This window comes from Lysinibacillus sp. FSL W7-1291 (assembly GCF_038593415.1).
In the GTDB taxonomy this organism is placed as follows: Bacteria; Bacillota; Bacilli; order Bacillales_A; family Planococcaceae; genus Lysinibacillus; species Lysinibacillus fusiformis_D.
Genome location: NZ_CP151994.1, coordinates 3520900 through 3546023, shown reverse-complemented (window position 1 = coordinate 3546023; position 25124 = coordinate 3520900). Strand labels below are relative to the sequence as shown.

At 39.2% G+C, this 25124-nt stretch carries 26 protein-coding genes; 13 read left to right on the top strand and 13 right to left on the bottom strand.

Going from position 1 to position 25124, the window contains the following annotated elements:
* The first annotated feature begins 63 nt into the window (after nucleotides 1–63).
* The 8 genes from NST76_RS17210 (at nucleotide 64) to cysI (ending at nucleotide 8297) form a co-directional block, all read left to right on the top strand.
* Nucleotides 64–1572, top strand: a complete 1509-nt coding sequence (locus NST76_RS17210; RefSeq protein ID WP_036119791.1) for a leucyl aminopeptidase — start codon at nucleotides 64–66, stop codon at nucleotides 1570–1572.
* A 134-nt stretch (nucleotides 1573–1706) separates the two neighbouring features.
* A complete protein-coding gene (locus tag NST76_RS17205; protein WP_036119794.1) occupies nucleotides 1707–1910 on the top strand; it encodes a hypothetical protein in 204 nt (67 codons plus the stop codon).
* A gap of 181 nt (nucleotides 1911–2091) precedes the next feature.
* Nucleotides 2092–2565, top strand: a complete 474-nt coding sequence (gene tnpA / locus NST76_RS17200; RefSeq protein ID WP_271912593.1) for an IS200/IS605 family transposase — start codon at nucleotides 2092–2094, stop codon at nucleotides 2563–2565.
* A gap of 380 nt (nucleotides 2566–2945) precedes the next feature.
* On the top strand, nucleotides 2946–3719 hold the full coding sequence (cobA, locus tag NST76_RS17195; RefSeq protein WP_342544200.1) for a uroporphyrinogen-III C-methyltransferase: 774 nt from the start codon (nucleotides 2946–2948) through the stop codon (nucleotides 3717–3719).
* 9 nt (nucleotides 3720–3728) lie between these two features.
* Nucleotides 3729–4472 (top strand): sirohydrochlorin chelatase, encoded by a 744-nt coding sequence (locus tag NST76_RS17190; RefSeq protein WP_342544198.1) that lies wholly within the window; start codon nucleotides 3729–3731, stop codon nucleotides 4470–4472.
* Nucleotides 4472–4621 (top strand): YezD family protein, encoded by a 150-nt coding sequence (locus NST76_RS17185; protein ID WP_080717104.1) that lies wholly within the window; start codon nucleotides 4472–4474, stop codon nucleotides 4619–4621. Before NST76_RS17190 ends, NST76_RS17185 begins: the two co-directional genes overlap by 1 nt.
* Nucleotides 4622–4663: 42 nt before the next feature.
* Complete coding sequence (locus tag NST76_RS17180) at nucleotides 4664–6457, top strand: assimilatory sulfite reductase (NADPH) flavoprotein subunit (RefSeq protein ID WP_342503503.1); 1794 nt, start codon at nucleotides 4664–4666, stop codon at nucleotides 6455–6457.
* Nucleotides 6458–6581: 124 nt separating this feature from the next.
* Nucleotides 6582–8297 carry an assimilatory sulfite reductase (NADPH) hemoprotein subunit gene (gene cysI / locus NST76_RS17175; protein WP_342544197.1) on the top strand — a complete coding sequence of 572 codons (1716 nt, stop codon included), beginning with the start codon at nucleotides 6582–6584 and terminating at the stop codon, nucleotides 8295–8297.
* Nucleotides 8298–8511: 214 nt separating this feature from the next.
* Here the strand turns inward: cysI and NST76_RS17170 are convergent, their stop codons facing one another.
* From NST76_RS17170 to NST76_RS17145, 6 genes are all read right to left on the bottom strand, one after another.
* Nucleotides 8512–9366, bottom strand: coding sequence for an IS3 family transposase (locus NST76_RS17170; protein WP_342545271.1), 855 nt, complete (start codon nucleotides 9364–9366; stop codon nucleotides 8512–8514).
* Nucleotides 9351–9857: a helix-turn-helix domain-containing protein gene (locus NST76_RS17165; RefSeq protein WP_180957841.1), complete on the bottom strand. Its 507-nt coding sequence runs from the start codon at nucleotides 9855–9857 to the stop codon at nucleotides 9351–9353. The genes NST76_RS17170 and NST76_RS17165 overlap by 16 nt, the downstream gene beginning before the upstream one ends.
* Before the next feature lie 436 nt (nucleotides 9858–10293).
* Nucleotides 10294–11364 (bottom strand): sulfate/molybdate ABC transporter ATP-binding protein, encoded by a 1071-nt coding sequence (locus NST76_RS17160; RefSeq protein WP_342503505.1) that lies wholly within the window; start codon nucleotides 11362–11364, stop codon nucleotides 10294–10296.
* Nucleotides 11365–11379: 15 nt separating this feature from the next.
* Complete coding sequence (gene cysW / locus NST76_RS17155; protein ID WP_342544195.1) at nucleotides 11380–12255, bottom strand: sulfate ABC transporter permease subunit CysW; 876 nt, start codon at nucleotides 12253–12255, stop codon at nucleotides 11380–11382.
* Between the two features lie 10 nt (nucleotides 12256–12265).
* Nucleotides 12266–13099: a sulfate ABC transporter permease subunit CysT gene (cysT, locus tag NST76_RS17150; protein ID WP_036119812.1), complete on the bottom strand. Its 834-nt coding sequence runs from the start codon at nucleotides 13097–13099 to the stop codon at nucleotides 12266–12268.
* Nucleotides 13100–13110: 11 nt separating this feature from the next.
* Entirely contained in the window at nucleotides 13111–14163 is a 1053-nt protein-coding gene (locus NST76_RS17145; RefSeq protein ID WP_036119815.1) for a sulfate ABC transporter substrate-binding protein, read from the bottom strand.
* 465 nt (nucleotides 14164–14628) lie between these two features.
* Between NST76_RS17145 and NST76_RS17140 the strand changes: the two genes are divergently transcribed.
* From NST76_RS17140 to cysC, 4 genes are all read left to right on the top strand, one after another.
* Nucleotides 14629–15330, top strand: a complete 702-nt coding sequence (locus tag NST76_RS17140; protein ID WP_036119818.1) for a phosphoadenylyl-sulfate reductase — start codon at nucleotides 14629–14631, stop codon at nucleotides 15328–15330.
* A gap of 12 nt (nucleotides 15331–15342) precedes the next feature.
* Nucleotides 15343–16407 carry an inorganic phosphate transporter gene (locus tag NST76_RS17135; RefSeq protein WP_036119821.1) on the top strand — a complete coding sequence of 355 codons (1065 nt, stop codon included), beginning with the start codon at nucleotides 15343–15345 and terminating at the stop codon, nucleotides 16405–16407.
* Between the two features lie 71 nt (nucleotides 16408–16478).
* Nucleotides 16479–17618, top strand: a complete 1140-nt coding sequence (sat, locus tag NST76_RS17130; protein ID WP_036119823.1) for a sulfate adenylyltransferase — start codon at nucleotides 16479–16481, stop codon at nucleotides 17616–17618.
* Nucleotides 17615–18208 carry an adenylyl-sulfate kinase gene (cysC, locus tag NST76_RS17125; protein WP_036119825.1) on the top strand — a complete coding sequence of 198 codons (594 nt, stop codon included), beginning with the start codon at nucleotides 17615–17617 and terminating at the stop codon, nucleotides 18206–18208. The genes sat and cysC overlap by 4 nt, the downstream gene beginning before the upstream one ends.
* A gap of 49 nt (nucleotides 18209–18257) precedes the next feature.
* Here the strand turns inward: cysC and mnhG are convergent, their stop codons facing one another.
* The 7 genes from mnhG to NST76_RS17090 are packed head-to-tail and all read right to left on the bottom strand — an operon-like array spanning nucleotide 18258 to nucleotide 24013.
* A complete protein-coding gene (mnhG, locus tag NST76_RS17120; protein ID WP_036119829.1) occupies nucleotides 18258–18626 on the bottom strand; it encodes a monovalent cation/H(+) antiporter subunit G in 369 nt (122 codons plus the stop codon).
* On the bottom strand, nucleotides 18610–18891 hold the full coding sequence (locus tag NST76_RS17115; RefSeq protein WP_004228375.1) for a Na(+)/H(+) antiporter subunit F1: 282 nt from the start codon (nucleotides 18889–18891) through the stop codon (nucleotides 18610–18612). Before NST76_RS17115 ends, mnhG begins: the two co-directional genes overlap by 17 nt.
* Nucleotides 18888–19367 carry a Na+/H+ antiporter subunit E gene (locus tag NST76_RS17110; RefSeq protein WP_036119832.1) on the bottom strand — a complete coding sequence of 160 codons (480 nt, stop codon included), beginning with the start codon at nucleotides 19365–19367 and terminating at the stop codon, nucleotides 18888–18890. The genes NST76_RS17115 and NST76_RS17110 overlap by 4 nt, the downstream gene beginning before the upstream one ends.
* 4 nt (nucleotides 19368–19371) lie before the next feature.
* On the bottom strand, nucleotides 19372–20859 hold the full coding sequence (locus NST76_RS17105; protein ID WP_342544192.1) for a Na+/H+ antiporter subunit D: 1488 nt from the start codon (nucleotides 20857–20859) through the stop codon (nucleotides 19372–19374).
* The gene (locus NST76_RS17100; protein ID WP_004228379.1) at nucleotides 20852–21193 is read right to left on the bottom strand and encodes a Na(+)/H(+) antiporter subunit C; all 342 of its coding nucleotides are present in this window, start codon (nucleotides 21191–21193) and stop codon (nucleotides 20852–20854) included. The genes NST76_RS17105 and NST76_RS17100 overlap by 8 nt, the downstream gene beginning before the upstream one ends.
* Nucleotides 21193–21615: a Na(+)/H(+) antiporter subunit B gene (locus NST76_RS17095; protein ID WP_036119837.1), complete on the bottom strand. Its 423-nt coding sequence runs from the start codon at nucleotides 21613–21615 to the stop codon at nucleotides 21193–21195. Before NST76_RS17095 ends, NST76_RS17100 begins: the two co-directional genes overlap by 1 nt.
* Nucleotides 21602–24013 carry a Na+/H+ antiporter subunit A gene (locus tag NST76_RS17090; RefSeq protein WP_342544190.1) on the bottom strand — a complete coding sequence of 804 codons (2412 nt, stop codon included), beginning with the start codon at nucleotides 24011–24013 and terminating at the stop codon, nucleotides 21602–21604. The genes NST76_RS17095 and NST76_RS17090 overlap by 14 nt, the downstream gene beginning before the upstream one ends.
* 154 nt (nucleotides 24014–24167) lie before the next feature.
* On the opposite strand from NST76_RS17090, the gene NST76_RS17085 reads away from it, so the two are divergent.
* Nucleotides 24168–24731 (top strand): DUF5366 family protein, encoded by a 564-nt coding sequence (locus tag NST76_RS17085; RefSeq protein ID WP_089934034.1) that lies wholly within the window; start codon nucleotides 24168–24170, stop codon nucleotides 24729–24731.
* The last annotated feature ends 393 nt before the right edge of the window (nucleotides 24732–25124 follow it).

Sequence of the window (25124 nt, the reverse complement as noted above, 5' to 3'; positions counted from 1 at the left end):
AGGCAAATATTACGTACTTTTCAGAAACTTCGTTATAATAGTATATGGAATGGAGGAATTTACATGCATATTGTAAAAGAAGCAAAAACATTTGAAACGATTTCTACAGAACTATTAGTGGTGGGAGTCACAAAACATCGTGAACAAATGCAGGATTGGACAAGCTTTTCATCTTTTTACGGTGAATCACTTGATACGTGGATTAGTGCTGGGGACGTATCAACAGAATTAAAGAAACTAACGAAATTGCCATTTGTGAAAGACCATGCGAACCTTAAACGTATTTTATTTGTAGGCCTGGACGAGCGTAAAAACTTAACAGAAGGTGATATTCGCGCAGCATTTGGTTTAGTAGGAAAAGAATTAAAAGCTTTAAAGGCAAAAGAGTATTCCATTTGGCTTGAATCATTTACAACAGATTCAATTGCAACTACAGATGTAGCGTTTTTAGCAGGAGAAGGAATTGGACTTGGCTATTATGCTATTCCTCATTACAAAACAACTTCAAACGAAGTAGATAAACGTATTAATGCTGTTCATCTTGTGACAATGTCAGAGGATATAGATGAGGTTGTGGCTAGCTTTGAAGTAGGTGTAATTTATGCGGATGCTGTCAATGAAGCTCGTAGTTTAATTAATCTACCACCAAATCTACTAACAGCAACTGATTTAGCCAATTATGCACAATCACTTGCAGTAGAGTATGATTTTGAAGTAGAGATTTTAGGTAAAGCTCAATTAGAGGAACTAGGTATGGGCGGTATTTTAAGTGTTAACCAAGGCTCATATGAAGAACCACGATTAATTACTTTAAAATATAAAGCGACTGAAGATTTTGAAGATCCAATTGGCCTTGTCGGTAAAGGGGTAACGTATGATACAGGTGGATATTCTTTAAAGCCAAAAGACTCAATGGTCGGTATGAAAGGCGATATGGGCGGCGCAGCAGCTGTGCTTGGAGCGATGAAAATTATCGGTGAATTACGTCCAAATAAAAATGTTGTAGCTGTTATCGGTTCTACAGATAACATGGTATCTGATACAGCATTTAAACCAGATGATGTGATTACTACGTATAGTGGGAAAACGGTTGAAGTCTTAAACACGGATGCAGAAGGACGTTTAGTTCTGGCAGATGCAACTACATATGCTAAACAGCAAGGTGCTACATCACTGATTGATGTTGCTACTTTAACTGGAGGCGTCATTACTGCGCTAGGTATGGATAAAACAGGTGCTCTTGCGAATGATGATGCATTTTTCGCAGCATTTATGGAAGCTGCAAATGAGACAGATGAATTTGTTTGGCGTATGCCTTTAACAGAGAATGATAAAAAACGAATTCGTAAATCAGATGTAGCTGATTTAAACAACTCTCCAGGTCGTGATGGTCATATGATTTTCGGTGGAGGCTTTGTAGGCGAATTTGTTGGCGATACGCCATGGATTCATTTAGATATTGCTGGCACATCTGATGCAGTGGCTATACATGATTTAGGGCCTAAAGGCGGTACTGGGGTTATGGTACGTACGCTTGCGAATTTTGTTCAACGTTTAGGGGAAGAAAAGTAAGAGAGAATGGCAATCAGCGGGAATTTGTTCTCGCTGATTTTTTGTGATTTAAGCACTAATCCCGATAGAATAGGCATTCTACATATGATAGATGTATCTTCCTTCATACGATAGAGTAAAAAGGGAGGTAGCATATGCGCAATTTCGGAGGTTACCCAGGAGGAGGATTTGGAGGCTTTATTTGGCCATTTGGTGCACCGTTTTTCGGTGGTTTTTTAGGAAGTTTCCTTGGCTCTCAATTTAATCAATATCCTTATAATCCATATTATCCAAACTATCGACCATATCAGCCAGGTCCATATTTTCGACCAGGTCCACGGTATCGCAGACCTTGGTAAGCACATAAAACGATCAACCAGTTGCCCTATAATCGGCAACTGGTTTTTGTTGTGTGCTTTGAAAACCCCCTGCTATGCAGGGGGTTCCGGAAAGCTTTTAGCTATGGACAATAAAAAAACTCCAAACGTACAATAAAGTCAGGTCTAGTCAACCGACTTCGTACGAAAGGAGCCACCATAAATGGATAACAAAAGTTTAGCACATACAACGTGGAATTGTAAGTATCATATCGTCTTTGCGCCAAAGTATAGAAGGCAGATTATTTATAGTCAAATTAAAGCAGATGTTGGAAGAATATTGCGCCAATTATGTGAAAGAAAAGATGTAGAAATCATAGAGGCAACAGCCTGTCCTGACCACATTCATATGTTGGTAAGTATTCCACCGAAATTGAGTGTATCTGCGTTCATGGGTTATTTAAAAGGGAAGAGTAGTCTAATGATTTTCGACCGACATGCGAATTTAAAGTATAAATACGGTAATCGTCAATTCTGGTGTCGAGGATACTATGTGGACACAGTCGGCCGAAATAAGAAAAAGATACAAGAGTATATAAAAAATCAATTACAAGAAGATATCCTGCAAGATCAAATGACGATGAAAGAATTCATTGACCCATTCACAGGAGAAGAAATCAAGAGAAAGAAAAAATAAGTAAGCCGCTTTAGCGGTTTGTGTGAAAACGGAGTGCGGTTGGCAGACCATTCAGAATGTCTTTAGACATGGGCCAGTACCCCAGCGTTTCACGCGCAGAGCAAACCACCAGTTATACTGGTGGTTCTGATTTGTGCCTTACGAAGTAGCAAATTGGGTGTTGACAGAATATACTAAATTATTTATTATTCTTATTATATTACTAAGAATTAAATAGGTGGCTGACTAGCAAACTAGAGGCTTTTATTGTTCATAGGCATTGTTGTGCCTAAGGATAATATTGGCCTCTTTTATTATCTTGATTCAATAAGTGTTTTTTGAACCACCAGGTACAGAAGACTCCCTCCACTATAAATAGAGGATAGAAGGAGTGAAACGGAATGGGGAAAGTTTATATCGTAGGTGCAGGTCCTGGAGACGTTGACCTCATTACGGTCAAAGGATTACGTTGTATTGAATGTGCTGACATTATTTTATATGACAGACTCATTAATAAAGAGCTATTGGATTATGCCAAGCAAGACGTTAAATTGATTTTTTGTGGGAAATTGCCACAACAGCATGCAATGATTCAAGAGCAGATCAACCAGACTCTTGTCAGTTATGCACAGCAAGGGTATGTCGTAACAAGATTAAAAGGAGGAGATCCGTTTGTCTTTGGTAGAGGGGCTGAGGAAGCTGAGGTACTAGCTAAGCATCAGATTCCATTTGAAATTGTACCTGGCATTACTTCAGGTATAGCAGCGCCAGCGTATGCAGGCATTCCTGTTACACATCGGGCATTAGGTTCAAGTTTTGCCATGGTTACGGGGCATATGCAGGATGGGAAAGAAGATGCGATACGTTGGGAAAGTCTTGCGAAGGGAATTGACACGATTGCCATTTATATGGGGGTTGGTAATCTGCCATACATTCGTCAGCAATTACTCAAATATGGCCGTGATGAAAATACGCCTGTGGCTGTTATTCATTGGGGCACATTAGCCACAAAGCAACAAACCGTTACGGGTACTTTAGCTACAATTGAAGAAATTGTGTGTACGGAAACTATTCAAAACCCTAGCATCATATTAGTAGGGAAAGTTGTGACACTAAGAGAAACAATTCAATGGTTTGAGCATAACACGCCACAGCCAGTCCAAATAACGAGGTAAGGATGTGGAATGATGCAAGCAATTTTATATATTGCACACGGCAGCCGAGTCAAGGCAGGCGTAGAGCAGGCCGTAATGTTTCTTCAACGCGTGCAGCAGGAAATTCATGTATCCATTCAAGAAATCTGCTTTTTGGAGCTTGCAACACCGACCATTGCTGAAGGAATTGAGAGCTGTATTCGAAAAGGTGCAACAGCGATTGCAGTGATGCCCATTCTACTACTAGCTGCCCAACACGCCAAACAAGATATTCCGAAAGAAGTGGCAAAAGCTCAAAAGCAATATCCATCTGTAAAGTTTACTTATGGTGAGCCTCTTGGAATCCATGAACGATTAATTGACTCATTACAAGCTAGGATAATAGAAAAACAGCAACCTAAGTTTGACGCAAGTGTTTTACTTATAGGGCGTGGGAGTAGTGATTCAGCCGTCAAAAGAGATCTAGCAAAAATTGCAGCAAAGTTACGTACTAAATATCACTATAAAGTTGTTGATACATGCTTTTTATATGGGATGGGACCGACTTTTGAAGACTGGCTCCAACAAGAAAAAGGGAAGCAACGGCAAGTCTTTATTGTACCGTATTTATTATTTACAGGTATTTTAAGGCAAAGTATTGCCAAGCGAATACAGAGTTTTGACAGTCAAGATATCGTGCTTTGTGAAAGCCTAGGCTATGATGACAATGTGAAAAAGGTGTTAGTGGAACGTATTGATGAATTATTACATTTTAAAGAGGAAGGTGTTTCGTAATGGTAGATAAAAGAGCTGAAAACGTAAATCTAGCATTAGAGAATGTCCGCCAAATGTTAAATACTGTGAACCACGGATCAATTACATTAATTGTACAAAATGCGTACGTGGTTCAAATCGAAAAAAAGGAAAAGATCAGGCTTCGATAATCTAAAAAAATGAAATGATGATGATTCGTGAGGTGGCAAAGATTGAAATTGCAAGTAATAAACAGTCCATTTAATGAAGAGCAGGTGAAGTTATTAAATGAGCTTCTTCCTAAATTAACAACCGAACAAAAAATTTGGCTTAACGGTTATTTAAGTGCACCACTAGCAACATTGGAGGCAAATGAGGAACAGCCAACACCAGCAGCCCAACCCATTACCCAAACAATGACCATTTTATATGGCTCTCAAACAGGCAATAGTCAAGGGTTAGCTGAAAAATATGCAGCCGCTTTAAAAGCTCAACATGTGGAGGTTACTATCTCATCATTAGGAAAATTTAAAGCAACTAATTTAAAAAAGATAACAAATCTTTTACTGATTGTTAGTACACATGGGGAAGGTGATCCACCAGATCAAGCGATACAATTCTATGAGTTTTTGCACAGTAAGCGCGCACCTAAGCTAGAGCATCTACAGTATTCGGTCCTTGCTTTAGGGGATAGCTCCTATGAATTTTTCTGTAAAACGGGGAAGGATTTCGATGAGCAATTCGCCAAATTAGGTGCAACAAGAATGGTTCCCCGAACTGATTGTGATGTGGATTATGACGACGCAGCTGCACAATGGTTCTCAGCAGTTCAACAAAAATTTCTGCAGCAAGCAACTGCTGTAGGGTCTACTTCAACATCAAACGAAGACACGCAACTACTAGAAGAATCTACATATTCAAGAAAAAATCCATTTTACGCTGAAGTACTTGAAAATCTGAATTTAAATGGTCGTGGCTCGAATAAAGAGACACGTCATCTTGAATTATCAATTGAGGGAGCTCATTTTCATTTTGAACCTGGAGATAGCATTGGCATTCTGCCAGAGAATGATGAGCAATTAGTCCATACATTGCTGGCAGCCCTTCAATTCAATCCAGAAACGGAAGTGACTGTTTTTGAGGAAACGGTAGCATTGAGGGATGCGTTACAGAAAAAATTAGAGATTACGGTGTTATCTAGGCCTTTACTCGAAAAAATAGGTGCTTATACAGAGCATCAACAATTTTTAAAGCTATTTGAGGAACCGAATGCTTGGAAGGGCTATGCAAAAGGTAGAGATTTACTTGATGTGGTAAAGGATTTTGCACCATTTACATGGAGTGCTCAGCAATTTGTAGAGATGCTACGTAAAATTCCAGCACGACTTTATTCCATCGCTAGTAGCCAAAAGGCCAATAACGAAGAAGTTCATTTAACCATTGGAAAGGTTAGCTACGAGACAGCTGGGAGAAAACGTTTGGGTGTTTGTTCTGGCAGTGTAGCAGAACACGTTCAAATTGGTGATACATTACCAATCTATGTTCATAAAAACCCGAACTTCAGATTACCAGAGAATGAAGATACGCCAATTATTATGATTGGAGCAGGTACAGGAGTTGCCCCGTATCGAGCTTTCCTAGAGGAGCGAGAAGAGTTAGGGATTGAGGGGAAAGCGTGGCTTATTTTTGGCGACCAGCATTTTGTTACGGACTTTCTTTATCAAACGGATTGGCAACGTTGGCTTGCATCGGGCACATTAAGCCAAATGCATGTAGCCTTTTCACGAGATACCGACCAAAAAGTATATGTTCAGCATAAATTACAAGAAAATGCGGCGAGCTTTTATGAATGGCTTGAGCAGGGTGCTGTCATTTATGTGTGTGGTGATAAACAGTCGATGGCAGCTGATGTGGATGCAACCATTCATCACATCATTGAGCAGCAAGGGCAGAAAACACCAGAGGAAGCAAAAATCATTGTGAATGAATTAAAACAGCAGAAACGCTACCAACGTGACGTTTACTAACTGTATTTAGCATGAGTTCTTTAGCAAATGATTCCTATAGTGAGGCTCGTACCTTAGCTAAAAAGCACAGCCCCAGATGGAAGCCAAAACGCCGAGGTGTAAAGGATTAAAGGAGCGATCAAGAATGACAGAAAAGATAGTTTTACCTCCACAGCCTGGAGAACCAAGTGATGTAGAGCGCATTAAGACTGACAGTAATTACCTACGTGGTACGCTCGAACGTACCATGAATGATCCATTAAGCTCTGGTATTCCAGAGGATGATAATCGTCTTATGAAATTCCATGGTAGTTATTTACAGGATGATCGAGATCTGCGCAATGAACGTCAACGCCAAAAGCTGGAGCCTGCTTATCAATTTATGGTGCGTGTACGAACACCAGGTGGCGCAGCTACACCAGCACAGTGGCTAGTCATGGATGAAATGGCTAGAACGTATGGTAATGGCTCTTTAAAGTTAACAACACGTCAAGCATTTCAAGTACATGGTATTTTAAAATGGAATGTCAAAAAATATATGCAGGAAATCAATGAGGTACTATTGGACTCTCTGGCAGCTTGTGGAGATGTAAACCGCAATGTGATGTGTAATGTGAATCCAAACCAATCGGCATTGCATGAAGAGGTTTACAACTGGTCTGCCAAACTAAGTGAGCATTTATTACCTCGAACACGGGCTTACCATGAATTGTGGTTGGATGGGGAAAAGGTGGTAGATAGTCAGGATGAAGAAATTGAACCGATTTACGGAGCACAATATTTGCCTCGTAAATTTAAAATAGGGATTGCGATTCCACCAAGTAATGACGTGGATGTTTTTTCACAAGATATTGGACTTATTGCCATCGTTGAAAAAAATCAGCTTATTGGCTTTAATGTAGCTGTTGGTGGAGGAATGGGCATGACCCATGGTGACCATGAAACCTATCCACAGCTTGCTCGTTTAATTGGCTTTATTACGCCAGATAAATTATTGGAAACAGCAGAGAAAATTATTACGATACAGCGTGATTATGGGAATCGTTCTGTGCGCAAAAATGCACGTTTTAAATACACGATCGATGCAAGAGGGCTTGCCTGGTTCCAAGAAGAATTAACACGTCGGCTAGGCTGGGAAATTCAGCAGGCTCGTCCCTATACATTTGAGCGTACTGGTGATGAATTTGGCTGGATTAAAGGGGCAGATGGTCATTGGCATTACACGTTATTTATTCAAAATGGTCGTATAAAAGACTTTGAAGATTATCAGCTGTTAACAGGATTACGCGAAATAGCTAAAGTACACACAGGTGATTTTCGCCTAACACCGAACCAAAATTTAATGATTAGCAATGTGACCCCACAAAAAAAGAAAAAAATTAATACGATTATTGAACAATACAAACTAACAGATGGTGCGCATTATTCTGCCTTACGTCGCAATTCCATTGCCTGTGTTTCTTTACCAACCTGTGGTTTAGCAATGGCGGAAGCAGAACGCTATTTACCTTCGCTCATTACGAAGCTTGATGCCATTATCGATGAGGCAGGATTAAATGAAACAGAAATTGTTATACGTATGTCTGGCTGTCCAAACGGCTGTTCACGTGCAGCTATGGCTGAAATCGGCTTTATCGGTAAAGGACCAGGGAAATATAATATGTATTTAGGGGCAAGTTTTACAGGCAACCGATTGAATAAAATCTATCGTGAAAATATTGGCGAAGAAGAGATATTAGCAGAGCTTCGACCAATTCTTCTGCATTTTGCGAAGGAGCGTTTAGAGGGGGAGCATTTTGGTGACTTTGTTATTCGTGCTGGATATGTGACAGCTGTTAATGATGGGAGAGAATTTCACTAATGATTAAAGCCATGTAGCAAATTGTTTTGCTACATGGCTTGTTGTTGAAAAAAGGTGATGTCAATAGCAAAAAAAGAACCTAGCAAGGCGAGAGGTTGATTTCCGTTCCGCCAGCGTCCTTTCCAGGGGGCGTCCGATGAGCCGCTTCACTCACTTACGTTCGCTCCAGGGTCTCAGCTGTGACGCTATGAACTGACCCCAAAAATTTGAACTTTTAAGAAACTCTTCGAAACTCAACTGGACTTTTTCCGTTGAGTTTTATTTTTATCCGTTCATGATTGTAGTAGTGGATATAGTCTACTAACGCTTTTTTGAATGCTTCGTAGTTCTTAAACGTTGTTGCGTATAGAAATTCTGATTTCATAATGCCAAAAAAGCTTTCTATCACGGCATTATCTAAACAATTTCCTTTCCGTGACATACTTTGCTTGATTTCATGTGTTGCCAATAACGCTTTAAAACGTGGTATTTGATATAACCATCCTTGATCAGAATGGACGATTAAGCCATTCTTTTTCGATAACTTTGTATACGTAAACGCCTTCTTAAAAGACTGTTGAACTAACTCAAAATTAGGTGATTTTGATACCTCATACCCAACGATTTCTCGATTGAATAAATCTAATACAGCGGATATATAGATTTTTTGACCGTTTATTTTAAACTCCGTTACATCGGTTACCCATTTCTGATTGGGTGCAGTGGCTTCAAAATCACGTTGGATGACATTCTCTGCGACATAGCCGACTGTCCCTTTATACGAACGGTATTTTTTAGGGCGTACCGTCCCTTTTAAGCCCAATTCTTGCATCAATCGTTGGACTGTTTTATGGTTGATGAAAAACCCTTCATTTCGGAGGGCTAAACAAATACGACGATAGCCATAACGCCCCTTATGGTAATGAAAAAGCGTCTGAATTCGTTCTTTGATCGCCTGATATTTATCTGGTTTTACCCATTTTTGGAGATGATAATAATACGTACTTTTCTTAAGTTTCGCGACTTTTAATAGAGCTTGAAGAGGAAAATCCAACCTTAGCTCATAGACAGCTCTTACTTTTTCTTGGATTTGAAGGCATCCTTTTCTTGAACTAAGGCTTTCAACTTTTTTAAATAGGCATTTTCCATCCGTAAATACTCAATTTCCGCTTTTAACTCATCCGTTGTTTTTCCATTTAAATCGGACGAAGGTGGTTGTTTTTTTGGCATTGATTGGCGCTCCTTTTCTACTTGATAGAGCACCTCACCAGCCGTTGACATCCATTGTTTTTTCCATCTCCGAATGGTTTCACGGGAAGGAATATTAAACTTCGCAGCGGTCTGAAGGAGCGAATCGCCCGTCTCTATCAGGTGTTGAATTACTTTTATTTTAAAAGAATCTTCGTAATTCGTGAACCCTTGAGGACGAATAATTCCTTCGATGCCATGATAGCGATATAATTCAATCCATAATCGAATGTACTGTCGATCCCTCTGTAATCGATTGGCAATCTGATACGTACTTTCTTTTTCTTCAAAGTAAGCTAGAACTGCGGCTAATTTTTGTTCATCAGAAATCACTACCTGCACCCCCTATAGTAGATTTTTAAGTCCAATATTTTGGGTGCAGCTCACTAAATCCCCTAGGAGTGACGCTGGCTCCACTTCAATCAACCATGTGATAAAAGTGTTTTTTCCTTATCTTTCATACGAGCCGTAGTGAACAAAATAGCCCATTATTTGTAGAGAAAGGATAACCTCTTATTTTCAATGTAGAGAAGTGATGAGTGACAACATCCCTCCATAAAGAGTAGTGAATACCTTCACTTTAGTTGAAAGCCTTTGCTAACAAGAAACATTTTTATGGATTGGAGCGGAGGAAGCGGCTCGGCTCTCGCCCACAGGAAAGCAAGTAGTCTGCAATGGAAATCTATTTTCACATTTCACAAAAATACTATTAATGGTTTTGTTTTTTCAACACTAAGCCATGTAGCAAATTGCTTTGCTACATGGCTTTTTAAATGGAGTAATCTTCGGGAATAAATACTTTTAATTGTTTTGGCTTTACAAATACTTGATCGCCAACTTTAAGCTGTAGGTGGAAAAATTGTTCTTTTGATAACTCCGCCTCTAAAAATTCATCAAGATCCTCACGGCGTAGCTCAATTTGGACAATAGGTCCTAGCAAATGAATATGACTGATTTTAACAGGAACTGTCCCTGGAATAATTGTTTTTTCGATATGAATGTCATGAGGGCGTACATAGCCAATTACGTTATCATTCGTATGTGTGAGGGCATCTGGTACATCCAGTGCAACTTCGCCTTGCATGAGCTTACCATTATGTAAGCGACCTTTAAAAAGATTGACATTGCCCAAGAAGTCATAAACAAATGGACTATTTGGATTCGTATACACCTCATCTGGGCTGCCAATTTGTTCGATTTTGCCATTATTCATTACGACAATGCGATCCGCTACATCTAGTGCTTCCTCCTGATCGTGTGTCACAAATATACTGGTAATATGAAATTCATCATGCAACTTTCGTAGCCAGCGACGTAATTCCTTGCGAACTTTTGCATCAAGTGCTCCGAACGGTTCATCCAATAAAAGAACCTTAGGCTCTACAGCAAGGGCTCTTGCCAGTGCTACACGTTGCCGTTGCCCCCCTGAAAGCTGTGTTGGATATCGATTAGCGTAATTTTCGAGTTTGACTAGCTGCAATAATTCCATCACTTTATTTGTTATTTCTTGTTTTGAGGGTCTGCTTTTTCGCGGGCGAACCTTTAGCCCATATGCGACATTATCAAAGACTGTCATATGACGAAAAAGGGCATAATGCTGAAAGACAAAGCCCACATTGCGCTCCTTTGGATGTCGATTGGTTATGGACTGACCATCGAATAAGATATCACCAACATCAGTGGTTTCCAGCCCCGCAATCACACGTAATAAAGAGGTTTTTCCCGAACCAGAAGGGCCGAGCAGTGCTACTAGCTCCCCTGACTGAATATGAACTGATATATCCTCTAATGCTTGAAAAGCACCATATTTTTTGGATACATTTTGAATTTGTATACTCAACGTGACCATCTCCTTTTAACTAGATTTTGATTTCCATGCGATTATATCTTTCACAACTAATGTAAAGATGGCCATAACACTCATTAAGGAGGCAACAGCAAAGGCTGCTGAAAATTGATATTCATTATAGAGAATTTCAATATGAAGTGGCATCGTATTGGTCATGCCACGGATATGACCTGATACAACAGAGACCGCCCCAAATTCCCCGATGGCTCGTGCATTACATAAAATCAAACCATAGAACAATCCCCATTTAATATTAGGCAATGTAACATACCAAAATGTTTTAAAGCCGTTGGCACCAAGTGAAATGGACGCTTCCTCCTCAGATGTGCCCTGTGTTTGCATGAGTGGTATTAACTCACGTGCAACAAAGGGTAAAGTGACGAAAATAGTGGCGAGGACAATGCCAGGCAAGGCAAAAACAATTTTAATATCATGTGCGAACAGCCAATCACCGAAAAGTCCCTGTGAACCAAACAATAAAATAAATACTAGTCCTGCGATAACAGGGGAGACGGCAAATGGTAAATCAACGATGGTAAGTAATAGATTTTTCCCTTTAAAATTAAACTTTGTAAGGGCCCATGCAGCCATTACGCCAAAAAGAGCATTAAGTGGTACAGCAATAGCTACAACCGTTAACGTAAGCTTAATAGCAGCTAACGCATCTGGATGTGTAATAGCAGCAAAATAAACGTCGGCTCCCTTTTGAAAGGCTGTAATAAAAATAGATAGTAAAGGTAGTACGATAAAGAAAGCTAAAAAAGCTAAGGCAATGAACGTTAACGAATAGCGAACAATACGGGGCTCCTGTAATGCAGCAGGCTTTGGGGCTGCTTTATTTTTCTCACTACTAGCCTGCTGAATAAATGTTGATTGTTCCATGTGGTACCTCCTACTGTACAAAACGACGATTGGCTAGCCATTGGATCAAGTTGATGGTGAACAACAGAATAAAGGATGTCACAAGCATGACAACTGCTATTGCGGTAGCACCTGCATAATCATATTGTTCTAGCTTCGTCATAATAATTAACGGTGTAATTTCTGTTTTCATCGGCATATTTCCTGCAATGAAAACAACGGAGCCATATTCACCAAGTGCACGGGCAAAGGCTAATGAAAAGCCAGTTAAAATGGCAGGTAATAGCTCTGGCAGAATGACTTTACTGAAGGTTTGTAAACGATTGGCACCAAGACTTGCCGAAGCTTCCTCGACCTCAGCGCTAATATTTTGTAATACGGGTTGGACTGTACGTACTACAAAAGGTAGCCCGATAAATGTTAACGCGATCATAATACCAAGAGGTGTAAAGGCAATTTTAAAATCAAAAAATTGACCGATCCAGCCATTTGGCGCATAGAGTGATGTTAAAGCAATACCAGCAACAGCAGTAGGCAAGGCAAAGGGTAAATCTACTAGCCCATCAATGATTCGTTTAAATGGAAATTGATAGCGAACGAGAACCCATGCGATAATGGTGCCGAAAAGTACATTTAGTAAGCCCGCAATCAATGCTGTGCTGAAGCTCACTTTATAAGAGGCAACAGCACGAGGCTCTGTAATGATAGCGATAAACTCAGTCCAGCTTAAGGACATGGTATGAATGAAAATCATTGAAAGTGGTAGTAACACTAGTAAACTAACATAGAGCATTGTATAACCAAGAGACAGATGAAAGCCTGGGATTATTCGCCGTGATTTTTTAGGAAGGATTAACTGACTCATCAAAACGCTCCTTATTGTGGTACATATATTTCATCAAAGGTACCACCATCTTTAAAATGGGTAGCTTGTGCTTGTGACCAACCGCCAAAATCATCAATGGACACAAGTTCAAGCTGAGGAAATTGCTCTTTATATTTTGCTAGAATGGTTTCATTACGTGGTCGATAATAGTTTTTTGCCGCAATTTCTTGCCCGATATCACTATATAAATGTTGTAAGTAAGCTTCCGCAACTTCACGTGTCCCTTTTTTATCAACGATTTTGTCAACAACTGCAACTGGTGGCTCTGCCAAAATACTTAATGATGGTGTGATGATTTCAAATTCGTCCTTCCCTAATTCATTTAAAGATAAGTAGGCTTCATTTTCCCATGCAATTAAGACGTCTCCAATCTTTCGTTCTACGAATGTCGTTGTAGCACCACGAGCGCCAGAATCTAATACTTCAACATTGCTATAGAGTGATTTCATAAATTTTTTTATTTTTGTTTCATCATTGTTATATAACTTTCCAGCATAAGCCCAAGCCGCTAAGTAGTTCCAACGTGCACCACCAGATGTTTTGGGGTTGGGTGTAATGACCGACACATCTTCTTTAATTAGATCATCCCAGTCTTGAATGTTTTTTGGATTCCCTTTGCGTACTAAAAACACAATGGTCGATGTATAGGGGGTCGAGTTATAATCAAATTCTGTCTGCCAATCTTTATTCAATAGCTCGCGTGTTTGAGCAATTTCGTCTATATCGTAAGCTAGTGCAAGGGTGACAACGTCAGCTTCGAGACCATCGATCACAGCTCGACCTTGTTTGCCAGATCCACCATGTGATTGATTGATTTTGACATCTTGACCTGTTTCGTCTTTCCATTTTTTTATAAAATCCTTGTTAAATTCATCGTAAAGCTCGCGTGTTGGGTCATAGGAAACATTGAGTAGTTCTACAGACTTCTTTGCTTCCTGACCACTTGCTTTTTCATCAGAATTAGCACTTCCACAGCCAGTTAAACTTAACGTTACTGCAGCTAATAGTGCTAACGTTTGGAGAACATAGCTCCTTTTTTTCATATCATTTCGCTCCTTTTCCATCTAAAGAATGCAAAAAGCCATCCCCCATAATGTTATGACTTCATGGGTAGATGGCCTTCAGATTCTCTGATCAGCAACTTATTATTTATGTCAAAGCTTTAATAATACATTAAACATATATTTCCTATTAGTCAACAAGGAATTAAATAAAAAATTAATTATTTTGAAAATGAATGTAACGGTCACTAGATACCACTCATTCTATGCAGGAAGGAACTGAAAAAATGGGTGGATGAAAAAGATATGTCAAAAAACCTAGTTGACTACTTGGTGTATTTTAGTATATATTTGGTAATAAGAAGAATGATTGTGATACGAGGTAGCAAATACTAGTGAACAATCATTAAATAAAGAGCTGGCTAGTCAAACTAGAGGCGTTTTAACAAAGACCTGTTTTACTGTGTCTTATTGTTAAAACGCCTTTTTTGCTATGAGGGGGATTTGATGTTAACGTACGAAAATTGGCAAGAACCGATTATTGATTTTCAAGTCGATGATCTGTATAAGGGTGCACTGGAAGTTTTACAGTGGGGCTATCGAGAATATGGAGAGGAAATCGTCTATGCATGTAGCTTTGGCATTGAGGGTATTGTCTTAATTGATCTCATTTCAAAGGTAAAGCCAGACGCTACGATTGTTTTTTTGGATACAGATGTCCATTTTAAAGAAACCTATGAAACGATTAATAGAGTCAAAGAAAAATATCCACAACTAAACATTGTCATGAAGAAGCCTATCCTTACATTAGAACAACAAGCCGCTCAATATGGTGATGAGCTTTGGAAGTCCAATCCAAATAAATGCTGTGACATTCGCAAGATAAAACCTTTGCATGAAGCCTTGTCAGGTAACAAGGCTTGGATATCTGGCTTGCGGCGTGAACAATCGCCAACACGTCAACAGACAAACTTTCTAAATAGGGACGATAAATTTAAATCGATTAAAGTTTGTCCACTGATTCATTGGACATGGAAGGATGTCTGGCGCTATGTTTCTAAGCACAATCTGCCATACAACCCATTGCATGATCAAGGCTATCCAAGTATCGGCTGCGAGCATTGTACAAAGCCTGCATTTACGATGGATGATTTACGTTCAGGACGATGGCAAGGTTCTGGTAAAACGGAGTGTGGTTTACATGAATAAAGGAGTTTTGCCATGCTTGAATATTTTGCAATAGCTATTAGTTTATTTTTTGCGATGAATATAGGGGCAAGCGGAGCAGCAGCCTCAATGGGCGTTGCTTACGGTGCAGGTGCTATCAAAAAAGCTTGGCAAGCATTACTTTTTTGTGCAATAGGTGTCTATAGTGGAGCTGTATTAGGCGGAGGAGAGGTTGTCAAAACGATTAGCTCAGGCATTATGCCGCAGGACTATATTACGGTAAAGGTTGTCATCATTATCCTAATTTCGGCGACAAGCTCCTTATTTTTCGCCAATCTTTTAGGTATCCCCTTATCAACGAGCGAAGTAACGGTTGGCGCTGTTGTTGGAGTAGGAATAGCCTATAAAGTATTATTCGTGCGTTCATTGCTAGTTATCATATCATTTTGGATCATTGTACCGCTTGTCGCCTTTGTCATTGCACTTGTCTTTGGAAAATTATTATATAAATTACAAAACAGAGGGCTGCTAAAAGATCGTCCGATTTTAACGGTTCTGCTCGTATTAGCTGGATTTTTCGAAGCCTTTTCAGCTGGCATGAACAATGTCGCCAATGCTGTTGGACCACTTGTTGGTGCAGGGATGATGGATGTTACGATGGGCATTGTCCTAGGTGGGGCATTTGTGGCACTAGGTGCTATGCTACTTGGCAAACGAGTGCTTGAAACCAATGGTAAAAAAATTGTGCGCTTTCAAAAGGCAGAAGGAATCTTAATTTCTAGTACAGGTGCCCTTCTTGTTGGCGTAAGCTCGCTTTTTGGGCTTCCAGTTCCTTTAACACAAGTAACATCTTCATCCATCATCGGTATGGGCATGGCGAAGAATGGAAAACAAATTTTCCATCAGCATATTGTCAAAAAAATCATTCGGATTTGGATTGTATCGCCTATCTTTTCGTTAGCTATTTCGTACTTTTTAGTGCAGCTATTTTTAGAAAAGGACCTCTATGCCATTATTTTGATTGGCACTATTATTGTTGGGACACTAGGTGTCATTAGCCTAATGCGGACGATGCGAGAAGAAGAGCAGTCCATTTATGACGCAGGTGAAGGCATATAAATTGAATCATGCTAGAACTACTATTTTGACTATAAAACTTAGTATTTAACTAGAAGTAGGAGGAGATTTTCATGAGTTTACAACCACATGGTGGGCTTCTTGTGCAAGCGTTTAACCCAGAAAAAGAGATAGCAACCATTCACAAGGAAATTGAGCTGGATGCTATTTCTTTAAGTGATTTAGAGTTAATTGCGATAGGTGGCTATAGCCCAATTGAAGGCTTTTTAACACAAGAAGATTATGAGTCAGTTGTGGAACAAAGTCGCTTAGCATCAGGCGTAGTATGGAGTATTCCGATTACATTACCTGTTACACAAGAAAAAGCAGCTACTATACAGCCTGGTGATGAGGTGAAACTGGTCTATCAAGATGAAGTTTATGGCGTTATTGAAGTAGTTGATATTTATGAGCCGAATAAACGAAAAGAGGCTTTGCTTGTATATGGGACAGAGGATTTAGCACATCCAGGGGTTCAAAAGCTTCATGACCGACCTGCTATTTATGTCGGTGGAAAAATTACCTTAATCAAACGTATCGCACAAAAATTTCCTGCGTATTCGTTTGATCCCGTAGAAACACGTCAATTATTTGCCGACAAGGGATGGAAAACAATTGTTGGCTTCCAAACTCGCAATCCAGTTCATAGGGCGCATGAATATATTCAAAAGGCAGCGCTTGAAACAATTGATGGGTTATTTTTAAATCCACTTATTGGTGAAACAAAATCGGATGATGTGTCAGCTACAATACGTATGGAGAGCTATGAGGTTTTATTGAAAAGCTACTATCCTGAAAGCCGTGTACAATTAGGCGTTTTTCCTGCCGCAATGCGTTATGCTGGGCCAAAGGAGGCTATTTTCCATGCGCTTGTAAGGAAAAATTATGGCTGTACCCATTTTATTGTTGGTCGTGACCATGCAGGTGTAGGTGATTATTATGGTACGTACGATGCACAAAAGATTTTTGAACAGTTTACGGAAGATGAATTAGGAATAGTGCCATTAAAATTCGAACATAGTTTTTATTGCCAGCGATGTGAGGGGATGGCTACTACCAAAACGTGTCCGCATGATGGCTCTGCCCATGTTATTCTATCAGGAACGAAAGTACGTGAAATGCTTCGTAATGGAGAAGTACCACCTAGTACATTTAGCCGCAAAGAAGTTGTAGATGTATTAATCAAAGGCATGCGTAAGGAGGTAGTTAAATGAGTTCAAATATTGTTTGGCATGAAGCCTCCATTACGAAAGAGGAACGTCGTTCAAAAAACAAACATCAAAGCTTTATTTTGTGGTTTACGGGATTATCTGCTTCAGGGAAATCATCCGTGGCCAATGCTTTTGCCCGTCGATTATTTGAACGGGGCAATCAAGCCTTCGTTTTAGATGGTGATAATGTACGCCATGGCTTGAATAAGGATTTAGGATTTGATGAGTCCGGACGAAAGGAAAATATTCGCCGAATAGGGGAAGTTTCTAAGCTATTTATTGAAAGTGGTCAAATAGTGCTAACCGCTTTTATTTCACCTTATCGAGAAGATCGTCAAGTAGTACGTGGACTTGTAGACGACGGTGAATTTTTAGAGGTCTATGTAAAGTGTTCAGTAGAAACATGTGAAAAAAGAGATCCGAAAGGTTTATATAAAAAGGCAAGGAATGCTGAAATTACGAACTTTACAGGTATTAGTGCCCCATATGAAGAACCAGAGAATCCAGAAATTATTTTGAACACAGAACAGCATTCCATCGAGGAGTGTGTTGAACAACTGACGAAGATTTTAACTTTGAAGGGATACATTTAAAGAAATTAAAAGAACTGCTCGACAGTACGAACGAGCAGTTCTTTTATGTTTATTTTACATTTTGTTCCTTTTTCATTCTGTCAATTTCAGGACCTAACTCATCACGTACTGTACCTTTCCAAGGCTTTACACCAGCGATATAGGAAGAACGAGTCATAATGTGTCCCCCTACAGGACCAGTGATGAAGAGGAACAGTATCCCTAGTAAAATTCGGGGATTGAAATGATCTTCTATTAGCCAAAAGTGAAAGAATACACCAATCAATACACACATGACACCCAGTGTTGCACTTTTAGAAGCTGCATGGGCACGCGTATACAAATCAGGTAAGCGGACAAGTCCGATAGCTGTGACGACGATAAACAGTACGCCAACAGAAATGAAAAAGATAACTAAGCTATTAGCGAGAATTGTCACGTTTAATGATATCTCCTTTCTCTATGAATTTAGAGAAAGCCATTGTCCCGATAAACGATAAAATCGCAAGCAATAAAATAATTTCTAGAAAGAAGCTTGTTTCCACTAAAATCGAAAATAGTCCAATAAGAGAAATAAGTGAAACACCAAGTGAATCCAAAGCGACAACACGATCAGATGCAGAAGGGCCTTTTACCATTCGGTAAATAACTGCAATCATCGATAAGCAAATCACTACGATCACAGCAATAATAAATGTTGTCATGATTTACTCACCTCCAAAATCGCTTTCTCAAATGAATCTCGAATGGAAGCAACAGCTTCATCCACATCATTAATATCAATCGCATGTACATACAATGTTTTCGCATCATCTGATACATGCACTACCACTGTTCCGGGTGTTAACGTAATAAGACTTGATAATAAAGTGATTTCCCAGTCTTCGGTTAAAACAGTAGGATAGGCAAAAAAGGCAGGTTGCATGTCCAATTTAGGCTTTAACACGACCTTTAAAACTTGCACATTGGCTAATATTAACTCTTTAAAAAACAGCAAAGTCAGTTTAATAAGGGCCCATAAGCGGTAGACATAAAGACGTGATTTGAAAAATCTTCGCATGATGATAAGTAAAATGATCCCCATGATGAACCCTATGATAAAGCCAGCTGCTGTGTAATTAGAGGAGAGGAACATCCAGACGAAGGCAAGTACAAAATTTAAAATCATTTGAAATGCCATTGTGTTAATCCCCCTTCATGACAGCATCTATATAGATAGATGGATCCGTTAATAATTTTGCTGCATCGTCCATGAATGGCGTAATCCATTCTGAACCAACACCATATGCTACAGTAATGAGTACTAAAAGGGCAGTAGGCATAAACAGCATCTTATAGACAGATTTATCGACAGACCCGTGTGTTTCTTTCTCCTCACCCCAAAAAGCATAAAGGAAAATACGAATCACGGATAATAGGACAAGCAGTGAAGATGCTAAGATAAAAATACTACTCCACATACTACCAGCCTCAAAGCCTCCCTGTACAATAAGCAGCTTTCCAACAAATCCACTAAGTGGTGGAATGCCGGCTAAACCAAAAGCTGCAATCAAATAACACCAGCCTAGGGCAGGATATTTCTTCATGAGACCACCCATCTTACGCAAATCAGATGTACCAGTAATGTAGATGACAATGCCGATTAACATAAAGAGTGCTGCCTTTATAAGCATATCGTGAATTAAATAAAACATAGCACCCTTTAAGGAAACCTCATTCATTTGAGAAACACCAAATAAAATGACACCTACTGCAATAACAATATTGTAGATAATAATGAGTTTGACATCAAAATAAGCGAGTGCCCCAATACATCCAGCTACGATAGTAGCGATGGCTAGTACCATTAATAAATCGTGCGTATAGGATAAATCATGTACAAAAAATAGCGTATAGGTACGTGTAATGGCATAGACACCCACCTTTGTAAGCAAAGCACCAAATAGAGTTAGGACAGGAATTGGCGCTGTCGCATAAGAAGTAGGAAGCCAAAAGTATAATGGGAAAATGGCTGCTTTTAGTCCAAACACCATTAAAAACAGGACGGCAATAACTGTAATAATTCCCGGCTGATTAATTTCAGCAATTTTGACAGCAATATCCGCCATGTTTAATGTACCGACTACGGAATATAAAAAGGCAACGGTAATAACGAATAAGGCCGAAGAAATAACATTAATTAAAATATATTTAATAGACCCTTTCAGTTGTCCCTTCTCACCACCTAGAACGATGAGTAAGTAGGAAGCCATTAACAATACCTCAAAGAAAACAAACAAGTTGAAAATATCGCCAGTCGTAAAGGCCCCATTGACCCCCGTTAAAATAAACATAATACCAGGGTAATAAAAGAAGCGTTCACGTTCCTTCGTAATGGAACCGAAACCATACCAAACAACAAAAAATGCAATAAGCAATGTCGTTGTAACGAGTAATACAGATACCATATCAGATACCATTGTAATACCGTAAGGAACAGGCCAATTTCCGAATGTTACTTTTTGAATACCATCCTGTTTCACTTTTAAAAGAAGTGAAATAGCAGAGATGAAGGCGAGCCCAATACCAAGTAATGAAAATGACCGTTGATAGGTTAGATTTTTTTGCCCAAACATTAAAATCATACCGAAGAAAAACGGGATGATAATGGGCAATAATAGGAAGTTATTCATCCTCATCACTTCCTCTCATTAAGCTAATATCATCTGTGTTAAGCTCCTGATAGGAACGATAAGCAAGTACAAGGAAGAATGCTGTAACCCCAAAGCTAATAACAATAGCTGTTAAAATAAGTGCCTGGGGTAAAGGGTCCGCAAAAGTTTTGGCTCCTTCGTTTAAAACGGGTGGTGCTTCGCCACCAAGGCCCCCCATTGTTAAGATGAGCAGGTGGGCACCATGACTTAAAAGACCTGTTCCAATAATAATGCGTAATAAGCTTTTCGATAAAATTAAATAGACAGCTGCCATAAAGAGAAAGCCGATGACAAAGGCCATAATTATTTCCATTATTCATCCTCCCCAATCGTTTGAATAATGGTCATCGTAACGCCAACAACAACCAAATAGACACCGCTATCAAAAAGCATGGCCGTGTGTAATGACTGTTTGCCCAGAAGCGGTAAATCGAAATAATCAAAGTAATGCGTAAAAAACGGTTTGCCCACAAACATTGGGAATGCCGCAGTAGCAAGGGCTAGTAGTAAGCCAATAGCTGTTACATACGTATAATTGATAGGTAAGATATGGCGCACTGTATTGATATCAAAAGCTAGCACTAAGAGAACAAGTGCACTTGATGTTAACAGTCCTCCAACAAAGCCTCCCCCAGGCGTATAGTGACCAGCTAAAAATATATGAATGGAGAAGAAGAAAATAATGAAAAATACAATTTTAGCTGTAAATTGTATTATCACATCATTTGTTTTCATGTGTTTTCTCCTTTCTATTCATACGCAACTTAATCATGGCTAAAATGGCCATGCCCGCAATGCCTAGTACTGTAATTTCAAATAATGTATCGAAACCACGATAATCTACTAAAATTACGTTTACAATATTTCCTCCACCAGCTAATGAGTACACGGTTTCCTCGTAGTACTTAGCAATAGAAGGAATCAGTTTTTGTGAATGCGCAGATAGTGCCACAAGTGTTACCATAACACCAACTGCAATTGAAACAACGGCACGATTTAATTGGAATCTCATTCTTTCCTCGCGCTTGCCAAGCTTTGGGAGATGATAAAATGCTAATAAAAATAGTGCTACTGAAATCGTTTCAATAACGAGCTGTGTTAACGCTAAATCCGGCGCGTTAAAAATAACAAAGAATAATGCAACAGTGTAGCCAACAGCACCCAGTCCAATAATGGCTGTTAAACGTGACTTGGCCAAGATAGTAATGGCTGTACCAATTAATAAAACCACAATCAATATAATTTCATATGGTCTAATTGGTGAGGCCCCTTGGAATGAAAGACTAAAAGCATCCTTCACAAAAAGAGAGCCAATGACGATAATAGCGATTCCACTAAACATATAGAGTAAATAGTGACGCATCGAGCCAGTCATATAGCGTCGTGATAAACGATTTAAGCCAACACCCAACCCCTGCATAATTTTGTCATAGGCATTGTTTAATGTGAATGCTTGTGGGAATCGTTGGTATATTCCTTGCCATTTTGGTAAGGCAACAAATAATAATACCCCAATGATAATTATTCCGATTGTCATCAGTAGCTCAGGGTTAATGCCATGCCAAGCTGATACATGTATATCAACAGCTTGTGGCGTATCATATAAAAATGGCTGAATGGCTTGAACAGCAGGCTTGACAAAGGTATTGCCTATCAAATTTGGGATGAAGAAAATAATTACGACTAATGCTGCTAAAAGTATCGGCGAAATAAGCATCCCTATTGGTGCCTCATGTGGTTTATGAGGTAATTGTTCTGGCTTGTAATTGCCATTAAATGTTCGGAAAACAAAATAAAAGCTATAGATAAATGTGAAAATACTAGCGATCCAAGCAATAATAGGGAAGAGTGCTCCCCATGTTTCAAAGCCGAAAAATTCAAACTTTTGAAGGGCAAGCATAGCTGTTAAAAACATTTCTTTACTTAAGAAGCCATTAAACGGTGGAAGACCGGCCATTGATAAGCTACCAATTGCTGCCACAGTAAAGCTAATCGGCATGATACTCATTAATCCACCAAGTTTTCGAATATCACGAGTTCCTGTTTCATGATCCACAATCCCTGCAATCATGAATAGACTGCCTTTAAATGTTGCATGGTTGATAAGGTGGAAAATAGCTGCATATGCCGCAAATTTAATCGTATCGACTGTGTCGTTAGCATGAAAGGCAACGGCGCTCGCCCCAAGCAGTGACATAATCAGTCCCAGTTGACTGACTGTAGAAAATGCAAGAATGCCTTTTAAGTCTGTTTGCTTCACTGCAAAGAAGGAACCCCAGAATAACGTTAAGAGACCTACTCCTGTTACAAGCCATACCCAAAGCTCTGAGGCAGCAAAAATAGGTGTAAAGCGTGCCACTAAATAGATACCTGCTTTGACCATTGTTGCGGAGTGAAGATAGGCACTTACTGGTGTCGGTGCTTCCATTGCATCTGGTAGCCAAATATAGAATGGGAATTGTGCGGACTTTGTAAATGCGCCTAAAAGTAATAAAACGAGCGACCAAGTGAATAAAGGTTGGTCTACTAAATTAGGTGCCATCACAATCAGTTCACGGATGGAATAGGTTCCTCCCATTAAATAAAGAAGAACGAAACCACCTAGCATCATTAAGCCGCCACCGACTGTTATCATCATGGACTTCAGTGCACCGAAGCGTGAGGCATCACGGTTATACCAATAGCCAATGAGTAAAAATGACGAAATAGATGTTAGTTCCCAAAAGAAATAAAGTGTTATTAAATGATCTGACTGTACTACTCCCAGCATGGCTGACATAAATAGCAATAAGTAAACATAAAAATTATGTAATTTTTCTTTATGCTTATCTAAGTAAAAGATAGAGTAAAGTACAACCAATGAACCAATTCCGGTAATGAGTAGTGAGAATAATAAGCTAAGTCCATCCAAATACGAAACGATGGAAATATCAAGTGATGGAATCCAAGGTAGCTCTGCAATAAATACTTCTCCTTCAGCTACTTGTGCAATATATGTTGCATAGATAACTGCGAGTGTAGCAGGTACAGCAAGAACAAACCAGCCTGTGTGAATATTTTTCATGCGTTTATATAAAAAAGGCACTAATATTGCAGCAAGCATTGGAATGAAAATATAAAGTACTTGTAACAAAAAAACCCTCCTTTATGCAGGTAAGTATACCAATTATAACGTACTTTAATTGCGAATGCATATGGACGAATGGGATTTAGCTTGCGGTAGTGGAAGAATTTTCGTTATATTATAAATAGGAAGTTATCAATAAAAATAGAGGAAAAAATTTTTTATGAGGAATCCTTATATCTATGGTTATCTACCATTAATTACAATTTTATTGTTTAGTTTGACATTTGGCATGTATGCTGTTGGCGAATCCTTACAGATTTTTCAAGCAATCGGTGTTTATTCAGGTATGCGAGAATTTTTGTCTGATTTTGAGTTACGCGTATTTTTGCTCATTGTTTTTGCTATTGTTTTTTTTATGTTATTCTCTGCACTCAAACTAGTAGGGGAAACGATTCATGAGCTAGGAATGCTGTTTTTCTCAAAAGATAATGATGGAGCTACTGTTAGTCAGGCTCGAGGTGGCTATATTATCTTGTTTATCGGCGCCATGTGTTCCGCATTTGCCATCCAATTTATTTATGTTTTGATTGGTATCTTTATCATAACAGTGTTTACCTATTTTATTTATCTGATTTATAAAATGAGTCATTTTATGTCGATGGGCGGCACAATTGGTCTATTAATCTTTGAGCTTTTTATGTGGACCATTCTTTTAACACTCATTATTTATGTTGTGTTGAAGCTATATAATGGCATTTTGGCAAGTTTGCCGTTTGCCAATTAGTTACATTACATACTAGTGAAAAGAGGTAGCAGTCATGTAAGACTGCTACCTCTTGGCTGTTGTTGAAAAAAGATGATCGCAATAGCAGAAAAAGAACCTTTGGTAAAGTTAGGGGTTGATTTCCGTTCCGCCAGCGTTCTTTCCAGGGGGCGTCCGATGAGCCGCTTCACTCACTGCGTTCGCTCCAGGGTCTCAGCTGAGACGCTAAATCCCCTTGGAGTGACGCTAGCTCCACTCCAATCAACCCTGTGGCAAAAGTGCCTTTTCCTTATTTTTTATACTAGTCGTAGATTATTTGTATAATTAAAGAAAGGATAGGCTCTTATTTTCATTGTAGAGAAGTGAATAGTGACAATACCTCTCCATAAAATGAGTAGTGAATACCTATATTTT

What these genes read in the sequence shown, in the direction of transcription:
- NST76_RS17210 (WP_036119791.1), top strand. Translation starts at nt 64, where the DNA reads ATGCATATTGTAAAAGAAGCAAAAACATTTGAAACGATTTCTACAGAA.
- NST76_RS17205 (WP_036119794.1), top strand. Translation starts at nt 1,707, where the DNA reads ATGCGCAATTTCGGAGGTTACCCAGGAGGAGGATTTGGAGGCTTTATT.
- tnpA (WP_271912593.1), top strand. Translation starts at nt 2,092, where the DNA reads ATGGATAACAAAAGTTTAGCACATACAACGTGGAATTGTAAGTATCAT.
- cobA (WP_342544200.1), top strand. Translation starts at nt 2,946, where the DNA reads ATGGGGAAAGTTTATATCGTAGGTGCAGGTCCTGGAGACGTTGACCTC.
- NST76_RS17190 (WP_342544198.1), top strand. Translation starts at nt 3,729, where the DNA reads ATGATGCAAGCAATTTTATATATTGCACACGGCAGCCGAGTCAAGGCA.
- NST76_RS17185 (WP_080717104.1), top strand. Translation starts at nt 4,472, where the DNA reads ATGGTAGATAAAAGAGCTGAAAACGTAAATCTAGCATTAGAGAATGTC.
- cysI (WP_342544197.1), top strand. Translation starts at nt 6,582, where the DNA reads ATGACAGAAAAGATAGTTTTACCTCCACAGCCTGGAGAACCAAGTGAT.
- cysW (WP_342544195.1), bottom strand. Translation starts at nt 12,255, where the DNA reads ATGGAACAATCAACATTTATTCAGCAGGCTAGTAGTGAGAAAAATAAA.
- cysT (WP_036119812.1), bottom strand. Translation starts at nt 13,099, where the DNA reads ATGAGTCAGTTAATCCTTCCTAAAAAATCACGGCGAATAATCCCAGGC.
- NST76_RS17145 (WP_036119815.1), bottom strand. Translation starts at nt 14,163, where the DNA reads ATGAAAAAAAGGAGCTATGTTCTCCAAACGTTAGCACTATTAGCTGCA.
- NST76_RS17140 (WP_036119818.1), top strand. Translation starts at nt 14,629, where the DNA reads ATGTTAACGTACGAAAATTGGCAAGAACCGATTATTGATTTTCAAGTC.
- NST76_RS17135 (WP_036119821.1), top strand. Translation starts at nt 15,343, where the DNA reads ATGCTTGAATATTTTGCAATAGCTATTAGTTTATTTTTTGCGATGAAT.
- sat (WP_036119823.1), top strand. Translation starts at nt 16,479, where the DNA reads ATGAGTTTACAACCACATGGTGGGCTTCTTGTGCAAGCGTTTAACCCA.
- cysC (WP_036119825.1), top strand. Translation starts at nt 17,615, where the DNA reads ATGAGTTCAAATATTGTTTGGCATGAAGCCTCCATTACGAAAGAGGAA.
- NST76_RS17115 (WP_004228375.1), bottom strand. Translation starts at nt 18,891, where the DNA reads ATGACAACATTTATTATTGCTGTGATCGTAGTGATTTGCTTATCGATG.
- NST76_RS17110 (WP_036119832.1), bottom strand. Translation starts at nt 19,367, where the DNA reads ATGGCATTTCAAATGATTTTAAATTTTGTACTTGCCTTCGTCTGGATG.
- NST76_RS17105 (WP_342544192.1), bottom strand. Translation starts at nt 20,859, where the DNA reads ATGAATAACTTCCTATTATTGCCCATTATCATCCCGTTTTTCTTCGGT.
- NST76_RS17100 (WP_004228379.1), bottom strand. Translation starts at nt 21,193, where the DNA reads ATGGAAATAATTATGGCCTTTGTCATCGGCTTTCTCTTTATGGCAGCT.
- NST76_RS17095 (WP_036119837.1), bottom strand. Translation starts at nt 21,615, where the DNA reads ATGAAAACAAATGATGTGATAATACAATTTACAGCTAAAATTGTATTT.
- NST76_RS17085 (WP_089934034.1), top strand. Translation starts at nt 24,168, where the DNA reads ATGAGGAATCCTTATATCTATGGTTATCTACCATTAATTACAATTTTA.